Origin of the sequence: Bacillus sp. AFS088145 (assembly GCF_002564465.1) — a bacterium.
In the GTDB taxonomy this organism is placed as follows: domain Bacteria; phylum Bacillota; class Bacilli; order Bacillales; family Bacillaceae_G; genus Gottfriedia.
This window is the reverse complement of record NZ_NUUX01000010.1, coordinates 155,943-173,705: the sequence shown is the minus strand read 5'-3', so window position 1 is coordinate 173,705 and position 17,763 is coordinate 155,943. Positions and strand designations below refer to the sequence as shown.

General features: G+C 33.3%; 13 protein-coding genes and 1 other annotated feature. Of the genes, 1 reads left to right on the top strand and 12 read right to left on the bottom strand.

Annotation, left to right across the window (positions count from 1 at the left end; genetic code table 11):
- Positions 1-94 precede the first annotated feature (94 nt).
- A complete protein-coding gene (locus COI44_RS07930) occupies positions 95-1,480 on the bottom strand; it encodes a glycine--tRNA ligase (protein ID WP_098427441.1) in 1,386 nt (461 codons plus the stop codon).
- Positions 1,481-1,560: 80 nt separating this feature from the next.
- Positions 1,561-1,740: a binding site (T-box leader), on the bottom strand.
- A 211-nt stretch (positions 1,741-1,951) separates the two neighbouring features.
- Between COI44_RS07930 and COI44_RS07925 the strand changes: the two genes are divergently transcribed.
- A complete protein-coding gene (locus COI44_RS07925) occupies positions 1,952-2,380 on the top strand; it encodes a hypothetical protein (RefSeq protein WP_098427440.1) in 429 nt (142 codons plus the stop codon).
- Between the two features lie 519 nt (positions 2,381-2,899).
- On the opposite strand, the gene COI44_RS07920 is transcribed toward COI44_RS07925, so the two are convergent.
- The 11 genes from COI44_RS07920 to COI44_RS07870 all read right to left on the bottom strand — a co-directional run bounded on the left by COI44_RS07920 (position 2,900) and on the right by COI44_RS07870 (position 17,660).
- Positions 2,900-3,607 (bottom strand): ABC transporter ATP-binding protein, encoded by a 708-nt coding sequence (locus tag COI44_RS07920; protein ID WP_069032386.1) that lies wholly within the window; start codon positions 3,605-3,607, stop codon positions 2,900-2,902.
- An 18-nt stretch (positions 3,608-3,625) separates the two neighbouring features.
- Positions 3,626-4,396 (bottom strand): ABC transporter ATP-binding protein, encoded by a 771-nt coding sequence (locus COI44_RS07915; protein WP_098427439.1) that lies wholly within the window; start codon positions 4,394-4,396, stop codon positions 3,626-3,628.
- Positions 4,397-4,412: 16 nt separating this feature from the next.
- Positions 4,413-5,681: an ABC transporter permease subunit gene (locus COI44_RS07910; protein ID WP_098427438.1), complete on the bottom strand. Its 1,269-nt coding sequence runs from the start codon at positions 5,679-5,681 to the stop codon at positions 4,413-4,415.
- Positions 5,682-5,690: 9 nt separating this feature from the next.
- The gene (locus tag COI44_RS07905) at positions 5,691-6,674 is read right to left on the bottom strand and encodes a branched-chain amino acid ABC transporter permease (RefSeq protein WP_098427437.1); all 984 of its coding nucleotides are present in this window, start codon (positions 6,672-6,674) and stop codon (positions 5,691-5,693) included.
- Between the two features lie 141 nt (positions 6,675-6,815).
- Positions 6,816-7,997, bottom strand: a complete 1,182-nt coding sequence (locus COI44_RS07900; protein WP_098427436.1) for a branched-chain amino acid ABC transporter substrate-binding protein — start codon at positions 7,995-7,997, stop codon at positions 6,816-6,818.
- A 317-nt stretch (positions 7,998-8,314) separates the two neighbouring features.
- Positions 8,315-10,747: a DNA topoisomerase IV subunit A gene (parC, locus tag COI44_RS07895; RefSeq protein WP_098427435.1), complete on the bottom strand. Its 2,433-nt coding sequence runs from the start codon at positions 10,745-10,747 to the stop codon at positions 8,315-8,317.
- Entirely contained in the window at positions 10,747-12,720 is a 1,974-nt protein-coding gene (parE, locus tag COI44_RS07890; RefSeq protein WP_098427434.1) for a DNA topoisomerase IV subunit B, read from the bottom strand. Before parE ends, parC begins: the two co-directional genes overlap by 1 nt.
- A gap of 542 nt (positions 12,721-13,262) precedes the next feature.
- Entirely contained in the window at positions 13,263-13,673 is a 411-nt protein-coding gene (locus tag COI44_RS07885) for a CoA-binding protein (RefSeq protein WP_098427433.1), read from the bottom strand.
- Between the two features lie 243 nt (positions 13,674-13,916).
- A complete protein-coding gene (locus tag COI44_RS07880; protein WP_098427432.1) occupies positions 13,917-15,110 on the bottom strand; it encodes a S1C family serine protease in 1,194 nt (397 codons plus the stop codon).
- Positions 15,111-15,191: 81 nt separating this feature from the next.
- Positions 15,192-16,982 (bottom strand): sensor histidine kinase, encoded by a 1,791-nt coding sequence (locus COI44_RS07875; protein WP_098427431.1) that lies wholly within the window; start codon positions 16,980-16,982, stop codon positions 15,192-15,194.
- Between the two features lie 3 nt (positions 16,983-16,985).
- Complete coding sequence (locus tag COI44_RS07870; RefSeq protein WP_098427430.1) at positions 16,986-17,660, bottom strand: response regulator transcription factor; 675 nt, start codon at positions 17,658-17,660, stop codon at positions 16,986-16,988.
- Positions 17,661-17,763: the final 103 nt, after the last annotated feature.

Genomic DNA, 17,763 nt, shown 5'->3' with positions numbered 1-17,763 from the left:
ACCATTTTTAGTAAATTTCTTAAACTTTAAACAAGCTTTAGTAAAATATATGAAAAAAGATGTCCAAAAGGACACCCTATTTCAAAAAACTAAATTAAAATTTAATTTTATTTGCTAAAAATGATTGTAATTCACTTATTGCAACACGAGTTTGCTCCATCGTGTCACGGTCACGAACTGTTACTTTTCCATCTTCAATTGATTCGAAGTCGTAAGTAATACAGAATGGAGTACCGATTTCATCTTGACGTCTATAACGTTTACCAATTGAACCAGTTTCATCGAAATCAACATTGAAATCTTCTGCTAAAGAAGCAAATACTTCTTGTGCATTTTCTGATAATTTTTTTGATAATGGTAAAATTGCTGCCTTATATGGTGCTAATGCAGGATGTAGACGCATTACTGTACGAGATGTACCATCTTCTAATGCTTCTTCTTCATAAGCATCAATTAAAAATGCTAATGTCACACGATCTGCACCTAATGATGGCTCGATACAATATGGAACGTATTTTTCATTTGTAATTGGATCATGGTATGTGTAATCTTCTGTTGAATATTCCATATGTTGTTTTAAATCATAATCTGTACGAGACGCAATGCCCCATAATTCGCCCCAACCAAATGGGAACTTATATTCAAAGTCAGTTGTCGCGTTACTATAGTGTGATAATTCATCTGCACTATGTTCACGTAAACGAAGATTTTCTTCATTCATACCTAAAGCTAAAAGCCATTTATTAGCAGTATCTTTCCAATAAGAATACCATTCTAACTCTTCACCTGGTTTACAGAAGAATTCAAGCTCCATTTGTTCAAATTCACGAGTACGGAACGTGAAATTTCCTGGTGTAATTTCGTTACGGAAGCTTTTACCAATTTGAGCAATACCAAATGGTACTTTCTTTCTCATAGTACGTTGAACATTTTTGAAGTTTACGAAAATACCTTGTGCTGTTTCTGGTCGTAAGAAAATTTCATTCGTACTTGACTCAGTAACACCTTGGAATGTTTTAAACATTAGGTTAAATTGACGAATATCTGTAAAATCATGGCTACCACAATCAGGACAAGCAATTTTATGTTCTTCAATTAATTTAGCCATTTCTGAAAATGGAAGACCATCAACGATAATTTCCATTCCTTTTTCTTCAAGTGCATTTTCGATTAATTTATCTGCACGATGACGAGCTTTACAATTTTTGCAATCGATCATTGGATCATTAAAATTACCAATATGACCTGAAGCTTCCCATGTACGTGGATTCATTAAGATTGCAGCATCTAATCCAACATTATATGGACTTTGTTGAACAAATTTTTTCCACCAAGCTTTTTTCACGTTATTTTTTAATTCAACACCAAGTGGACCATAATCCCACGTATTTGCTAAACCACCGTAAATTTCAGATCCTGGAAATACAAATCCTCTGTGTTTAGCATGACTTACTACGACATCCATTGATTTTTCTGACATTTCATCTGCCTCCAATTTTCAATTGTTTTTTGAAAATGCAAGAATGAAATAAAAAAGCTCTCATCCTTAGGCATTTTCTGCCTAGGGACGAGAGCTGTATATGCACCCGCGGTTCCACCCTAGTTGACAATTAAAAAAATTGTCCACTTTAAGAATTAACTCAGGAATGCCTTTCGCTAAAGGTTTTGATTGAGCTCACACCATCCTCAATTCGCTAGTCAAAATAATCTTTAGGTACTTCTTTCCGTCAACGTTATATGTAATAAATAATATGTTGTTATTTTAACAAAGTGACAATGATTAAGTCAAATATTATTATGAACAATTTTGATAAAAAAATACCGTGAATTTTTTGAATATTTTTTGGAAAGCTAACATGTAAAGATAAAACCTTTACAGTATGAGCATTACTTGGTATGATAGAAAAGTTGTTTTATTTATATACTATACTATCAGAAGGGAGTGCTAGTTTTGAGTAGCAGCATTTTTTTAAAGAAAAAGAAACGTTCAGCAGTATTGCTTGATAAACATCATTCCATTCGTTTATTAAAGACAAACAAAAAGCGAATCGTGAACAAAAGAAACAATAAAATAAAAGGGTTCGAACAATTACTTGTTAAAGAATTAAACGAGGAAATGATTTCAACTTCAAACAGTACGGTAAATGAAATTTCTGAAAATGTAAATACAGTAGTGATCGAAGGACTTCCAGTAACATTTCTTCTAAAGCTTGGAAAAGAGTTTTTCTCAGATTTAGAAGCAGTGAAGTACTATTATAATAGTAAATATGAAGATTTTTACAAGAATCGTAGTTTACTAGAGGAATCACTTCAATCTTCAATTAACAATGCGTCAAGTGAAGAACAATTAAAAGTTTCGGAATTTATTTCTAATAAATAATAATTTCATATTAATGAGGGAATCCATATGGGGTTCCCTCTTTTTATTAGTGTTGAGAAAATCGTAGTAATTTACCGACCGACTGAAACTGCAAATAAGCCTTTGATAGCAGCAAATAAGAGACCTATCAGTGCAAACAAACGTTGAAAACTTGCAAATGAATAGTGAACTGCAATTAAAATTAGCGAATCTGCAATAAAAATCAGCATATCTGCAAATAACGTAAAAAAGTACCTATACCAGTAAAGGTATTCCACTGAATTATTAGATCATTATGGGTACGATGGAGTGTAAAACTAGCATATTTCTTCTTAAACATTAAAATTTCAATTCAAATCTGCCAATTTTCTTTAAGAAAAAGGCAGAAAAATACACTTAAAATGATCAGTGCCTCCTAGATCCCCTCTCTCTATAATTTTCACACTCATTTACATCAAAAAAGGGATGTTCACATGTCAGTTGACCTGACTTATGATACATCCCCTTTTTTCCTTTAGCTATTTTTGATTTACAGAATCATTAAGCTAAATAGGCTTTTTTCACTTCTTCATTATTCATTAATGTCTTACCTTCACCAACCATTTGGATTTCTCCAGTTTGAATTACATAGCCACGGTGAGCAATTTGTAATGCTTGGTATGCGTTTTGTTCGACTAGTAAGATTGTCATTCCTTGTTTGTTTAGTTGCTCAATGATTTCAAATATTTGTTCAACGATAATTGGGGCAAGACCCATTGAAGGCTCATCTAGCATTAGCAATGATGGTCCCATCATCAGTCCTCTACCAATCGCTAGCATTTGTTGTTCTCCTCCACTCATCGTACCGCCTTTTTGGCTTAAACGCTCTTTCAGTCTTGGAAAATAATCAAATACCATTTCCATGCGTGCAGCGATTAGTTTTTTATCTTTAACTGAGAAAGCGCCCATCTCTAAATTTTCTTTTACACTTAATTTAGAAAAGATTCTTCTTCCTTCTGGTACATGGGCGATTCCTTTTAAGGCAATTTCATGAGATTGTAGCTTTATAATTTCTTCACCTTTATAAATCAGCGTTCCAGATTTTGGTTTAACTTGGCCACAAATCGTTTTTAGAGTAGTAGATTTTCCCGCACCGTTACTTCCAATTAATGTGACAATTTCACCTTCATTTACTTCAATGTTAATATTTTTCAGTGCTTGAATACCACCGTAAAAAGAGTTAATATCTTTTAATTGTAATAGCGTCATCTTTTCGTACTCCTTTCACTATGCAGTAGTCACTGCACTTTTTCCTAAATATGCTTCAATTACTTTTTGATTATTTCGAATTTCAAGCGGTTTTCCTTCTGCAATTTTTTCGCCATGATCGAGTACAAATAGATACTCAGAAATTTCCATAACAAGCTTCATATCATGCTCGATTAAGACGATTGTTAAGTTAAGGTCATCTCTCATTTGATAGATTAAATCAGTCAATTCTTTCGTTTCTTTCGGATTCATCCCTGCAGCTGGCTCATCTAAAAGTAAGATTCTTGGTTGAGATGCTAATGCACGAGCGATTTCAAGTCGTCTTTGTGCACCGTATGATAGACTCGATGCTTCCTCATTATAAACATCAGCCAATCCTACGTATTCTAACCATTTATATGCTTCTTTCATTGCCGATTTTTCTGCTTTTTTAAATTTAGGTAAATGGAATATTGTTGAGAAAACACCATATTTTAAATGCTGATGCATTCCTACCATAACATTTTCTAAAGCAGTCATACTATTAAATAAACGAATATTTTGGAATGTACGCGCGATCCCTTTTTTATTAACTGTATGTGGCTTTAACCCTACTAAGCTCTCATTCCCTAGCAAAATTTCACCACTACTAGGAGTATACACACCTGTAATCATATTAAAAAATGTTGTTTTCCCAGCTCCATTTGGTCCAATTACCGCTGTAATTGAGCCTTCTTTAATTTCAATATTTACATTATTAACAGCTGTTAAACCGCCAAAGCTTTTCGTTAAATTCGTTGTTTTTAACATTTGATAACCTCCTCTCTTAAAATGAAACTGTGCGTGTTTTTTCTTCGACGACAGTTTGATCTATGACGTCTTCTTTTGGAACAACCTTATTTTTGGCAGGCAATAATCCTTTTGGCCTGAAAATTGCTGCAAGTACTAAAATAAGTCCGAAAATCATACGTTGCATTTTAGAAGGTGATAGAGCCGGTGGTAAATTAATAACTCCATCTAATGTTAATTGATTTAAATAGTTTGTTACTTCTGTTAATACTTGTAGATTTAAGATTGTTACAAGTGCTGCTCCAAGAATAACACCTGGAACACTACCCATTCCGCCTAAAATAACCATTACCAAGATCGTAATTGATTCAAGTAGTGTAAAGCTTGTTGGGTCAATGAACATTTGCTTTGCAGAGAACACTACTCCCATCATTCCTGAGAAAGATGCACCGATTGCAAATGCAATTAATTTCGTACGTACTAAGTGAATACCTGATGCTTGTGCTGCAATTTCATTCTCACGTACTGCCTTCCAAGAGCGTCCAAGCTTAGAATCTTGTAATCTAGTAACAGCTAAAATGACGATTGCTAAAACAACTAACACGACATAATAAAATTGCCCAGAATTATCAATCTCTAATCCAAAAATAGTAGGAGCTGGAATAGAAGAAATACCTTGTGCTCCTCCAGTAATATTTATTGGTTTATCTAAGTTATTAAATACAATTCGAATAATTTCTCCAAATCCTAGTGTTACGATTGCTAAATAATCACCTTTTACACGAAGTACCGGAATACCTAATAATACACCTGCAATTGCAGCGATAATTCCACCGATTATTATAAATACCCAAAATGAGTTTCCTGAAAACGGAAGGAAATCAAAATGTAAGAAATTCGTAACTTGTTTAGTCGAAAAAATTGCATAAGTATATGAACCAATTGCAAAGAAGGCAACGAATCCTAAATCTAATAGACCCGCTAAACCAACTACTACGTTTAATCCAAGTGCCATTGCAACATAGATTCCAACTAAAGTCGCTACACCCATATATGATTCAAATGCTGTACCTTGTGATGCAACATAAGGCATAATCACGGTTAGAACTAGGATTCCAATGCTCCATTTTAATTTGACTGGAAAATTAGTTTTATATAATAAGTAAAGTGAGAACAAGATTAATAAAAATGCCGTGACGGATTCTTGCAATAGGTATAATCCTAATGATGTAACAACGATATAAGCTCCTAAGAAAATTCCTTGTAGTTTATTTGATTGTTTTAACCCACTTAATAAGCTCTTCATCTAATTCACCTACACTTTCTCAGCTACAGGTTTACCTAATAAACCTTCTGGCTTGAATATTAGAACTAGAATTAAAATTCCAAATGAAACAACATCTTTATATTCTGATGGGAAAATGCCATGTGTTAAAGTTGATAAATTTGTTGCTGCAAACACTTCGATTACACCGATTAATAAACCGCCAAACATTGCACCACGGATATTTCCGATTCCACCTAATACTGCAGCTGTAAATGCTTTTAGGCCTAAAATAAAACCGATATACGGATCAATTGTGCTGTACTGTAATGCAAATAGTACGCCAGTTGCACCACCTAATCCAGAACCTAAAAAGAATGTTAAAGAGATGACTTTGTTAACGTTTACAGACATTAATGATGCAGTTTCACGATCCTGTGCAACTGCACGCATCGCTGTACCCCATTTTGTTTTATTGATGAAGTAATCTAATGAAATCATCATTACAACTGCAACGACTAAAATAATGATTGATGCTGATTTAATTTGTGCATTTCCAAATGAAGAAAGAAGTGAGCTAGTTTTAATTTGGTGTTGTCCTGAAAATAGTGATGGGCCAGTAATAATGTAATTTCCTTCTTTTAATTCAGCAATAAAACGTACGATATCTTGTAGTAAAAATGAAATACCGATTGCTGTAATTAATGTAATTAACTTTGGTGCTTTTCGCAATGGACGATATGCTACTCTTTCGATCCCCATTCCTAGGAAACCAGTTGCTAATGAAGCTACTATTAAAACAATTGCTAACACGATAATTGCAGGTAAACTACTTAATAAACCTAAACCAGTAAATGTAATTAATACAGCAGTACCAATAAACGCACCCACCATGAATATTTCACCATGTGCAAAATTGATTAGTTCCAATATCCCATAAACCATCGTGTAACCGAGTGCTACGATTGCATATACTGCTCCTAAAACAAGACCGTCTATTAAAACTTGAGGTAGTGTTTGGATTACTTCATTCATGTATAAGACCTCCTATAAATAATGTAGTTCATTTTCTATCAACTTCCAAAATTTTACAATTTTCTCATCTTATTGAGAGAAAAAGAGTATCTCGTTTTTTACGGGATACTCTTTTCTTTTTCTGGTTGGCATAGTTTCTAATTAAGGTTTAGTAACTTCGCCTTCTTGAGTACCAGGATATTTAGCTTCTTTAAACGTATAAATAAATACTTTCGCGTATTTGTTGTCTCCTTTATCGTCGAAGCCAACCTTCGTTACTACACCATCATAATCTTGGATTGCACGTACTGCTTTTTCAACTTGTTCACGTGTTGGCGTTTTTCCTTTATTATCATTGATCGCATTTTTTAATCCTTCTAATAAAACGCCCGCAGAATCATAACCGTAAGATGAGAATGATTCGATGTTTTTATTAAATTTAGATTTATATGCGTCTGCAAATGCTTTACCTTTATCCGTTTTTAACGTATCACCAGCTACTGAAGTATAGTAGAAGTTTTTAACAGCATCTCCAGCAATATCAACTAAACCTGAAGAATCCATTCCATCTCCACCCATGAATGGGATGTTTAATCCTTTTTCACGCGCTTGTTTTAATAAAATTCCACCTTCAGCATAAAGTCCACCGAAGAATACTAAATCAGGCTTTTTCGCAATTGCATTATTTAGTACCCCATTAAAGTCTTTATCTCCAACTGAGATCCCTTCTTCACCTAAAATTTTAGCCCCTAATTTCTCAGCAGCAGCTTTGAATTCATTCGCTAAACCAGTTCCGTAAGGTGTTTTATCTTGAATGATAAAAATATTTTTAGCTTTTAAAGTATTAACAGCGAAATTTGCACCTGCTGGACCTTGGAAATCATCACGAGCACAAATTCGGTTAACTACTCCTAATCCGCGATCAGTTACTTCATTTGCAGTATTTGAAGGAGATACCATTACGATATGGTCTTTCTCATACTTTACAGAAGAAGGAATTGCTACACCAGAGTTTAAGTGTCCTACAACACCAAGGATTTTATTGTCTGCAGCTAACTGCTCAGCATTTGCTACACCTTTTTTTGGATCCCCTTGGTCATCATAAGGTACAATCTTTAAATCAAAGCCTAATTTTTTGAAAGCTGCTTTTTGATCCTCTAATGCAAGCTGAGCTCCAAGTTTAATGGATTCACCTAAAATTGCATTATTACCTGATAATGGTGTATTTGTCGCAATTTTAATGACCTGGTTCCCATCCTTTGAACTACTATTACCACAGCCTGCTAAAATCCCCGCAGTTAACGATACTGATGCTAAAATTGCAAATCCCTTCTTAAAAACCATATGTACGCCCCCTTAAAAACCTATTTTTTGAAAATTTAAAATTCTTAAGAAAATAGTAAGCTATATTTTTTCGTTAGACAAGTTCTTTTGATTCAAAATATTTCGACAATTATGTCGATTTATTGTTATTTTAGGTAATTATTCCCATTAAAAAATCATTAAAAATCTTTTTTCCTTATTTTTGAAATATAAAATTAAAAGATTTTAATGAATTTTACTAGGTTAATCCTAAAAAAATATTTTCCTAGTATCATTTTACATTTTGCGACAAATTCGACAAAAAAACCTATTCCAAAAAGCTTGGAATAGGCCTAATTTTAATTATTTTCTTCTTTTTTATATCGAATGATCGTCTTTATTTCACCAGAATCATCTGTATCCATAACAAATGATCCATTACTATATTGATCACTATTTCTTAAATCAGTTGGGTCAACTGTCTCAAATTGACCAGATTTACTTAATAAAGCAAACATATTATTTTCATTTATTGCGTATACCCCTATTAACAAATGAGGATTATTTTTCAAATCTCGAAGTACTTTAACACCACGTGTACCTCTAGAACTTTGAGGGATCGTATCGAGCTTCATTTTCTTAATCGCCCCTCGATGAGTTGCACAGAATATTTCTTTCACTTCATTACTAACCGTGTCTGCAGAAACAACAAAATCATGATCCTTTAAGTTAATTCCTTTAACTCCACCAGCTCTTAAGCCTTGTATACTAATCTCTTCAACAGTAAATAACAATGTATATCCTGAACTTGTAGCCAATAACACTTGATCAGTTTCTGAAGTGACACCAGCAAAAATTAAGGAATCATCAGATTTAATTGACATACCGACAAGTGGTTTAGAATATCGTTGTACTTTTAATTGCTGTATACTTGTACGCTTTACAACACCATTTTTAGTGACAAATAAAATATAATCTTTATTTTCTTCAAAATTATTTACGACCGTAGCAGAAAGAATTGCTTCATCTCGTTCAATTGGAATAATATTAGCAACATGTTGCCCCATATCTTTCCATCTGATATCCTGCATTTCATGAATTGGTAAATATAAATAGTTACCTTTTGACGTAAATAAAATAAGTGTATCCGTCGTTGTACTTTCTATTTGATAAATTAAACGGTCGCCTTCTTTCATACCGTAATCTTTACCATTTGAAGCTGAATAAGATCTTGGACTTGTTCGTTTAACGTATCCTTCACTTGTAACTGTTACAATCACGTCTTCTTGAGCGATAATATCTTCTCTAGAAATTTTAATTTCTTCGATCTCTTTTTGAATTGTTGAACGTCTGTCGTCTGCATATTTTAACTTAATTTTCTTTAAGTCTGTTTTGATCACTGACAATAATTTTGCTTCACTGTTTAAAATTGCTTCTAGCTGTTTAATCTTTTTATCTAACTCATCTGCTTCTTCTTGTAATGCAGTAATATCAGTATTTGTTAAACGATATAACTGTAACATAACAATCGCTTCAGCTTGTAGTTCAGTAAACTCAAATTGAGCGATTAGCTTATCTTTTGCATCACGTTTATCATTTGCAGAACGGATTGTTGTAATCACTTCATCTAAAATTGATAAAGCCTTCATTAAACCTTCTACAACATGTTGGCGAGCTTTCGCTTTTCTTAAATCAAAATTTGAACGATTTGTAATGACTTCTTTTTGATGTTCAATATAAGCATCAAGAATTGCCGGTAATGACATCTGTTTTGGTGTACGATTATAAATCGCAACCATATTGAAGTTATAAGGTATTTGAAGCTCAGTATTTTTATATAAATAATTTAAAATCGCTTCGTTATTTGCATCTTTTTTCAGTTCAATGACAATACGTAGTCCTGTACGATCTGTTTCATCGCGCACTTCCGTAATGCCATCTACTTTTCGATCAAGACGAACCTCGTCCATTTTCTTTACTAAATTCGCTTTATTCACTTCTGAAGGAATTTCTGTAATAATTAATGCCTGTTTTCCACCACGTAAATCCTCGGTATGAACTCGGCTTCGAATAATGATTTTTCCTTTTCCTGTTTCATAAGCTTTTTTAATACCATCTACACCTTGAATAATCCCTCCAGTAGCAAAATCAGGACCGTGGATTACGGTCATTAATTCATCTACTGAACAGTTTTTATTTTCAATGCGCATAATCGTCGCATCGATTACTTCTCCAAGGTGGTGCGAAGGTATTTCAGTTGCATATCCAGCAGAGATTCCAGTACTACCGTTGACTAATAAATTTGGAAACATTGATGGTAAAACAACTGGCTCCATACTCGTATCGTCAAAGTTGGGCACAAAATCAACTGTTTCTTTATCAATATCTCTCAATAGTTCACTTGCTATTGCTGATAACCTAGCTTCCGTATAACGCATAGCTGCTGGCGGGTCTCCATCAATACTACCGTTATTTCCATGCATTTGAACTAATACATTTCTTAACTTCCAATCTTGACTTAGTCGTACCATTGCATCATAAACAGAAGTATCACCATGAGGATGGTAATTACCAATTACATTTCCTACTGTTTTAGCAGATTTACGGTAAGGCTTATCTTGCGTGTTTCCTTCAACGTGCATTGAATATAAAATACGGCGTTGAACTGGCTTTAATCCGTCACGAGCATCAGGTAATGCTCGTTCTTGAATAATATACTTACTATATCGACCAAAGCGGTCACCTATTATATCTTCTAAAGGGATATTATATAACTTTTCCGATGATTGCATCAGATATCGCTCCCTTCTGACTCTACTTCAACTTGCTCATTGTTTAAAATTTTATCCTCTTCATCTAAATCAAATACTACATTCGATTCAATCCACTTACGTCTAGGTTCAACTTTATCACCCATTAATGTAGTTACACGACGATCCGCTCTTGCGGCATCATCAATTTTCACACGAATAAGCGTTCTCGTTTCTGGATCCATCGTTGTATCCCAAAGTTGGTCAGCATTCATCTCACCAAGTCCTTTATAACGCTGAATCATATACCCTTTACCAACTTTTTTGATTGCATCTTGTAGATCTACCTCTGACCAAGCGTATTCGATTACTTCTTTTTTTCCAGTACCCTTACTTACTTTGAATAAAGGAGGTAAGGCAATATAAACTTTACCAGCCTCTACTAGTGGCTTCATATAACGGTAAAAGAATGTTAATAAAAGTACTTGAATATGCGCTCCATCTGTATCAGCATCGGTCATAATAACGATTTTATCGTAATTAACATCTTCAATTTCAAAATCACTACCTACTCCTGCACCAATCGCATGAATAATCGTATTAATCTCTTCATTTTTCATTATGTCCGCTAGTTTTGCCTTCTCGGTATTGATTACCTTACCACGTAAAGGCAAGATTGCTTGGAAACGTCGATCACGACCTTGTTTAGCACTACCACCAGCTGAATCACCCTCAACTAGGTATAACTCATTTTTCTGTGGGTTGCGTGACTGTGCAGGTGTGAGTTTACCGCTTAATGAAGTTTCTGAGCGTTTTCTTTTTTTACCACTTCTTGCTTCTTCACGTGCTTTTCTTGCAGCTTCTCTAGCTTGAAAAGCTTTAATAGATTTCTTTACTAATGAAGTTGCAATGTCTGGATTTTCTTCCAGGAAATAAGCTAATTGATCCGAAACAACTGAGTCAACAGCCGATCTTGCTTCACTAGTACCTAATTTACCTTTTGTTTGTCCTTCAAATTGAAGCAGCTCTTCAGGAATTCGTACTGATATAATTGCAGCTAATCCTTCACGAATATCCGCTCCATCTAGATTTTTATCTTTTTCTTTTAATAGACTTACTTTTCTTGCATATTCATTAAATGCTCTTGTTAAAGCGGTTTTTGCACCAACTTCATGCGTACCACCATCTTTTGTACGAACATTGTTTACGAAAGAAAGCATCGTTTCCGAATATCCATCATTAAATTGGAACGAAAATTCAACCTCTATTTTATTTTGTAATCCGTCAAAGAATACCACAGGATGTAATGCTTCTTTTTCTTCGTTTAAATACGATACAAATGCTTCGATACCGTTTTCATAATAAAACTCTTCGAACGCATCATGTCGTTCATCTTTAATTGTAATTTTTAAACCTTTTAATAAAAATGCTGACTCTCTAAGTCTTTCACATAAAGTATCAAAGTTAAAATTTGTAGTGCTAAAAATAGTTGGATCTGGTTTAAAATGGATCGTCGTACCAGTTCGTCTTGTCTTACCAACGATTTCTAATGAAGTTACTGCTTTACCTCCATCTTCAAAACGTTGCTTGAAAATTGTTCCTTCACGGTGAATTTCAACTGTTAACCATTCTGATAAAGCATTTACAACTGATGCACCAACACCATGTAGACCACCACTTGTTTTGTAGCCGCCTTGTCCAAATTTACCACCTGCGTGTAATACAGTTAAAATAATTTCTGGAGTTGGTTTTCCCATTTTGTGCATTCCAGTAGGCATCCCACGACCATGGTCTTTTACACTTAAGCTATTATCTTTATGAATAACCACATCTATTTGAGTCCCGTGACCAGCTAATGCTTCATCTACAGAGTTATCTACGATTTCATAAACTAAATGGTGCAGACCTCTACTATCTGTGCTGCCAATATACATTCCAGGTCGTTTACGTACAGCTTCTAAACCTTCTAGTACCTGTATCGCATCTTCGTTATATGTTGTTTCATTCTTTGCCAACACCATTTCTCCTTTCTAACTAAACACTTACATAAGAACATTTGTTCCATTATATCATATTATAAATAAAATGTTTCTTCTAATCGTTCATGTTAATGGTTTTTTTCCTAACTTACAAGTCGAACATGAAAAAAAAAATCGGACATGTTCATAAAAAGCTGGATTTTTGAATCAAGAAAATGCAGGTTTAAAGTTGAATATTGATAAATTAACTTACAAAATTCAATTTTTCAGATCGTACAAACTGCCATTAAAATTACTAATCTATATTGATGCATATCAGTACAATTTCCCGATTACCCTAATGTTCTTATTCCCTACTCGATATTCCGTTAAAAAAACTCACTGATTAACAGTGAGCCAAATTTTAAAACAAATTAAAAATTTGATTTTCAGACTGATTGTAAGCGCTTGACTTTCGAGGCACGAAGGCAAGTTTTGACCCAAGTTACCCTAGCGGTAATGAACATAAGCAGGCCTAGCAAAACAACGAAGAAAACGCCTCTAATGGCCAGCCTGAAACAGTGAGCTTTTTTAACGGCCTATCTTGTCATAGCATGCTCAACTTTAATACAACGATCCATAATGACCGTTTTACCATTTTCCTTTAACAATTGATATGCTTCTTCGTTTTCGATTCCAAGTTGTGCAAAGAAAACATCGCAATCAATTTTAAGAAACTCTTGTGCTACAGGTAATAGGTGTTCAGGTCTTCTAAATACATTTACAATATCAACTTTTTCTTTTATTTCTGTTAAACTAGCTACTGCTTTTTCTCCTAAAACAGTATCAACTGTTGGGTTTACTGGAATAATTTTATATCCAGCATCTTGCATTGCCTTGCTTACCATATAAGACGTTTTAGAGGGGTCCCCTGATAATCCAACAACTGCAATTACTTTACTTGATTTTAAAATTTTGCCAATTTCTTCTCTTGATGGGTATTTACTCATTTGCTATTCACCCTTTCTGTATAAAATAAGCGTTTCAAACGGTTAAAAACGCTCGCTTTCTTCGTTGCTTCGTCTGACTGCGGTGCTCATTACCTGTTTAGGTAACTCCGCTCCTCATCAACCTTCGCGCCTCGAAAGACAAGCGTTTTCAATCAGTTTGAATAATCAAATATATGTTACATTTTAAAATTTTCGCTTATTTATTATTCTTTTATCATATTTCCTAAGTCAATTGCCTGTCAATCATTGACTAGATGCTAATGTTAATGTTGAATTAGTTAATTTACCATCACGGTAATAAGTAATCTTTAATTTATCTCCAACTTTTTTGTGTGAATATAGGTATTCTCTGACAGTAATTACGTCACTTACTGGTTTGTCATCAAGTGCAACGATAACATCTAATTGTTTCATTCCAACTTTCGCAGCAGGAGTATTTGGATCAACATGTGTAACAACTGCACCTTTAGTCACTGAACCAGGTAATTTTAATGTTTCTTCGATATTAAATTGTGGTATTTCATCAAGTGATTTTAAGCCTACACCCATTACAGGTCGAGTCACTTCACCAAATTTTTCGATTTGATCTAAAGCTGGCTTTGCAATATTCATTGGGATTGCAAAGCCAATTCCTTCAACAGCTTGTTCGGCAATTTTACTTGAATTAATCCCGATTACTTCACCTTTTGCATTGATTAAAGCGCCACCACTATTACCAGGATTAATCGCTGCATCCGTTTGTATTACTTGAGTTTGGTAATCTGCAACTCCATCTCCATCAATATCTTGTGGTATTTCACGAGCTTTACTACTTACAATTCCTTCTGTTACAGTACTTTCTAAAAATCCAAGTGGATTTCCAATTGCAATAGCAGTTTCACCTACGTTAATTTTTTCCGAATCACCTAATTTAGCAATATTCGTAACATATTTTGCATCAATTGCTACAACAGCTAAATCTAATAATTCATCTGTTCCAACAAGTTTAGCATCAATTAATTGACCATCTGCCATTTTTACTTTTAATTGTTTTGCACCAGCAACAACGTGGTTATTTGTCGCTACTAAAGCTTTATTTCCTACTTTTTTATAAACAACACCTGAACCCGATCCAGCTTCTTGCGTTTCCATTGAAAATGGATTTGATGATTGATAATTATTAACGCCTACTACAAACTTGCGAGCATTTTGAATCGTAGTTGTTAAATCTTCCCTTGATACATTAATAACTTGTGTGGGTACAGTATTCGTATCATTTGATAAGTTTGCATTTTTATTTGTTAAGTTAAAAATATCTGGGGATACGATTGAGATCGTTACAGCTCCAATTATCGCTCCAATAAAGCCTGTAACAAGCGGATACCCTCCACGTCTACCTCTCTTTTGTCTTTTATGATTATTTTCATCGTATAAATCTGTTTCATCATAATATCCCATAATTCATTCCTCCAATATGTAGGTAACTTTGATTGATATTAATTTAACCCACTCATGTGTATTTGCTGTGAACTTTTTGATTTAATTTAAATATTTTTTCAAATTAAAAATAAATTCAACTCCGTCTTCCTTATTATGAACTTTTATAGTCGAATGATGTAAGTCAAGGATTGTTTTTACGATTGCTAAACCTAAACCTGTTCCACCATTTTGTCTATTTCTAGATTCATCAATTCGATAGAAGCGATCCCAAATTTTATCAATTTTATCAGCTGGGATTGGATTACCTTCATTAAAAATAGAGATATTTACAGAATCCCCTTCATCTAATAAATTCATTTTTATGACACTACCTGGGTTACCATAATGGATTGCATTTGAAAGAATATTAATGATTACTTGTTCTATTTTTCTTTTTTCACCTAATACGAGCATATCTTCATCTAGATTAAAATTGAAATGACAATGATTATTACTATTTTCAAACATGCGAATAATCACATTTTCTATGCACTCCACAATTAAGAAAGGTTCACTTTTAAGTGTGTATGTTCCAGATTGAAGTTTGGAAAGTTCTAGCATATCGACAACTAACCCGTTCATCCGATCAACTTCTTCAAGGATTACATCTGCATAATAACCATTTTTTTCAATATTTAATCCATCTTTTAAACCTTCTGCATAACTTTGCACGATACTCAATGGCGTTTTCAGCTCATGGGATACACCACTAATAAACTCTTTTCTTATTTGTTCTAACTGCTTTTCTTTTTCAATATCCTTCATTAATTTAACATTTGCCTGCTGTAAATTTTCAATCGTACTAGCTAAATTCTCGGATAATGAATTAATTGATTTGGATAATTGTCCAATTTCATCATCGGATTGAATATCGATTTTTTCATTAAAGTTTAACTTTGCTAATTGATCTGTTACAGAATTCATTTTCAATAATGGTTTCGTAATCAATTTCGAATAGTAAAAAGAAACGATGACAATCAATAATAAAGCAATAATAAAAGCGTAAATATAAAAATCTTTTAAAACGTACATTGCTTCATTTACTGGTTGAAGTGATGTAATGGCAAAAATAACTTCTTTTGAACCTTTATTAGTATTAATTGGGTAAATAAAAACTTTATTTTCTAATCCATTTACACGGTCTAAGTAACGATAAATTAATGGAAAATCCTTCTCAGTATAGTTAGAAAAATCTTCATTACTCTTTGTCCAATCAGTAATTGCACCCATTAACGAATTCATTTGAGCTGAATATGTATATTGATTTGCAATTGGTAAATGTAAATTAACAACTTTCCCTTTAATTTCAATATTCACCATTTCCTGAAGATTATCTTTAGTTGACAATTGAATTGTGTTAGACGGTTGATTTTCCTCTTGCCACACACCTATATTCGTTTTTATATAGAGTGGAATAAAATAATCATCTTGAACATAACCTCGGATTGTAATCCTTGAATTTTCTTTAATATTAAGCCCTAAAATACTGTCTATTTGATCCGAATATAATAGATTATTTAAAGGTACATATACCTTTTTTCCTTCATTCGTAAGAACGGTTAAATCAAAATTATTCTCAGCTTTTAGTACCCCTCTTTTATCTAAAACTGCTAAAGTTGTATTGTATTTGGAATATAGTTTGGATAGTTCTTGCTGAAACTGATTGTTGTTAAATTTCCCCACTTTATACCCTTTAGCAAATTGTGTAAGTTCATCTGTTACAATATTTACTTTCTTATTCGTATAAAAAGATTGCATAAAGATTGATTGACCAACAAATACAATTAATAAAAAAATAACAAGTAATAACGTTATGGATAAAAAAAGTTTACGAACTATACTATTTTTCATCTTCTACTCCTCAAACTTATAGCCAACTCTAATTACTGTAGCTATATGCTTTGCTTTGTCTCCCAATTTATGTCTTAGTTTTTTTATGTGTGTATCGACGGTTCTTCCATCACCAAAATAATCAAAGCCCCAAATATTATTCAATAATTGATCTCTTGTTAATACGATGCCTTTATTATCAATTAAATAACATAGTAATTCGAACTCTTTATTCGTAAGTTGTAATATTTCATTATTAATTGAAGCTGTCCTTGATGATGTATTTATCGTAATTCCACATATCGTTTTAGTTTCTTTATCGTCTTCTTTCGGATCAGCTGTTCTTCTAAGTACACTCTTTGCTTTTGCTACTAGAATTTTAGGACTGAATGGCTTTGTCACATATTCATCTGTTCCAATATCAAAACCAAGTAATTGATCTTCTTCTTCTGAGCGGGCAGTGGTCATAATGATCGGAATACTTGATTGCTCTCTAATTAGCTTACAAACTTCCCAACCATCTAATTTTGGTAGCATTAAATCTAGAATAATTAAATCTACTTGATTTTCGTTAAATTTCTTTATGCCTTGTTCTCCATCTTCTGCTTCGATTACTGTAAATTGATCGTTTTCAAAATACTCTTTTACGATTTCTCTTAATCTTTTTTCATCTTCAATGATTAAAACTGTCGGGTTCATATTTTTTTCCTTCCATTAAAATTGATAGATATAAGAACTTTTACCTGAAATAAAATGTCCTTTGTTTCCTCATTTGAATTAATAATCTAAAGCAACTATCTAT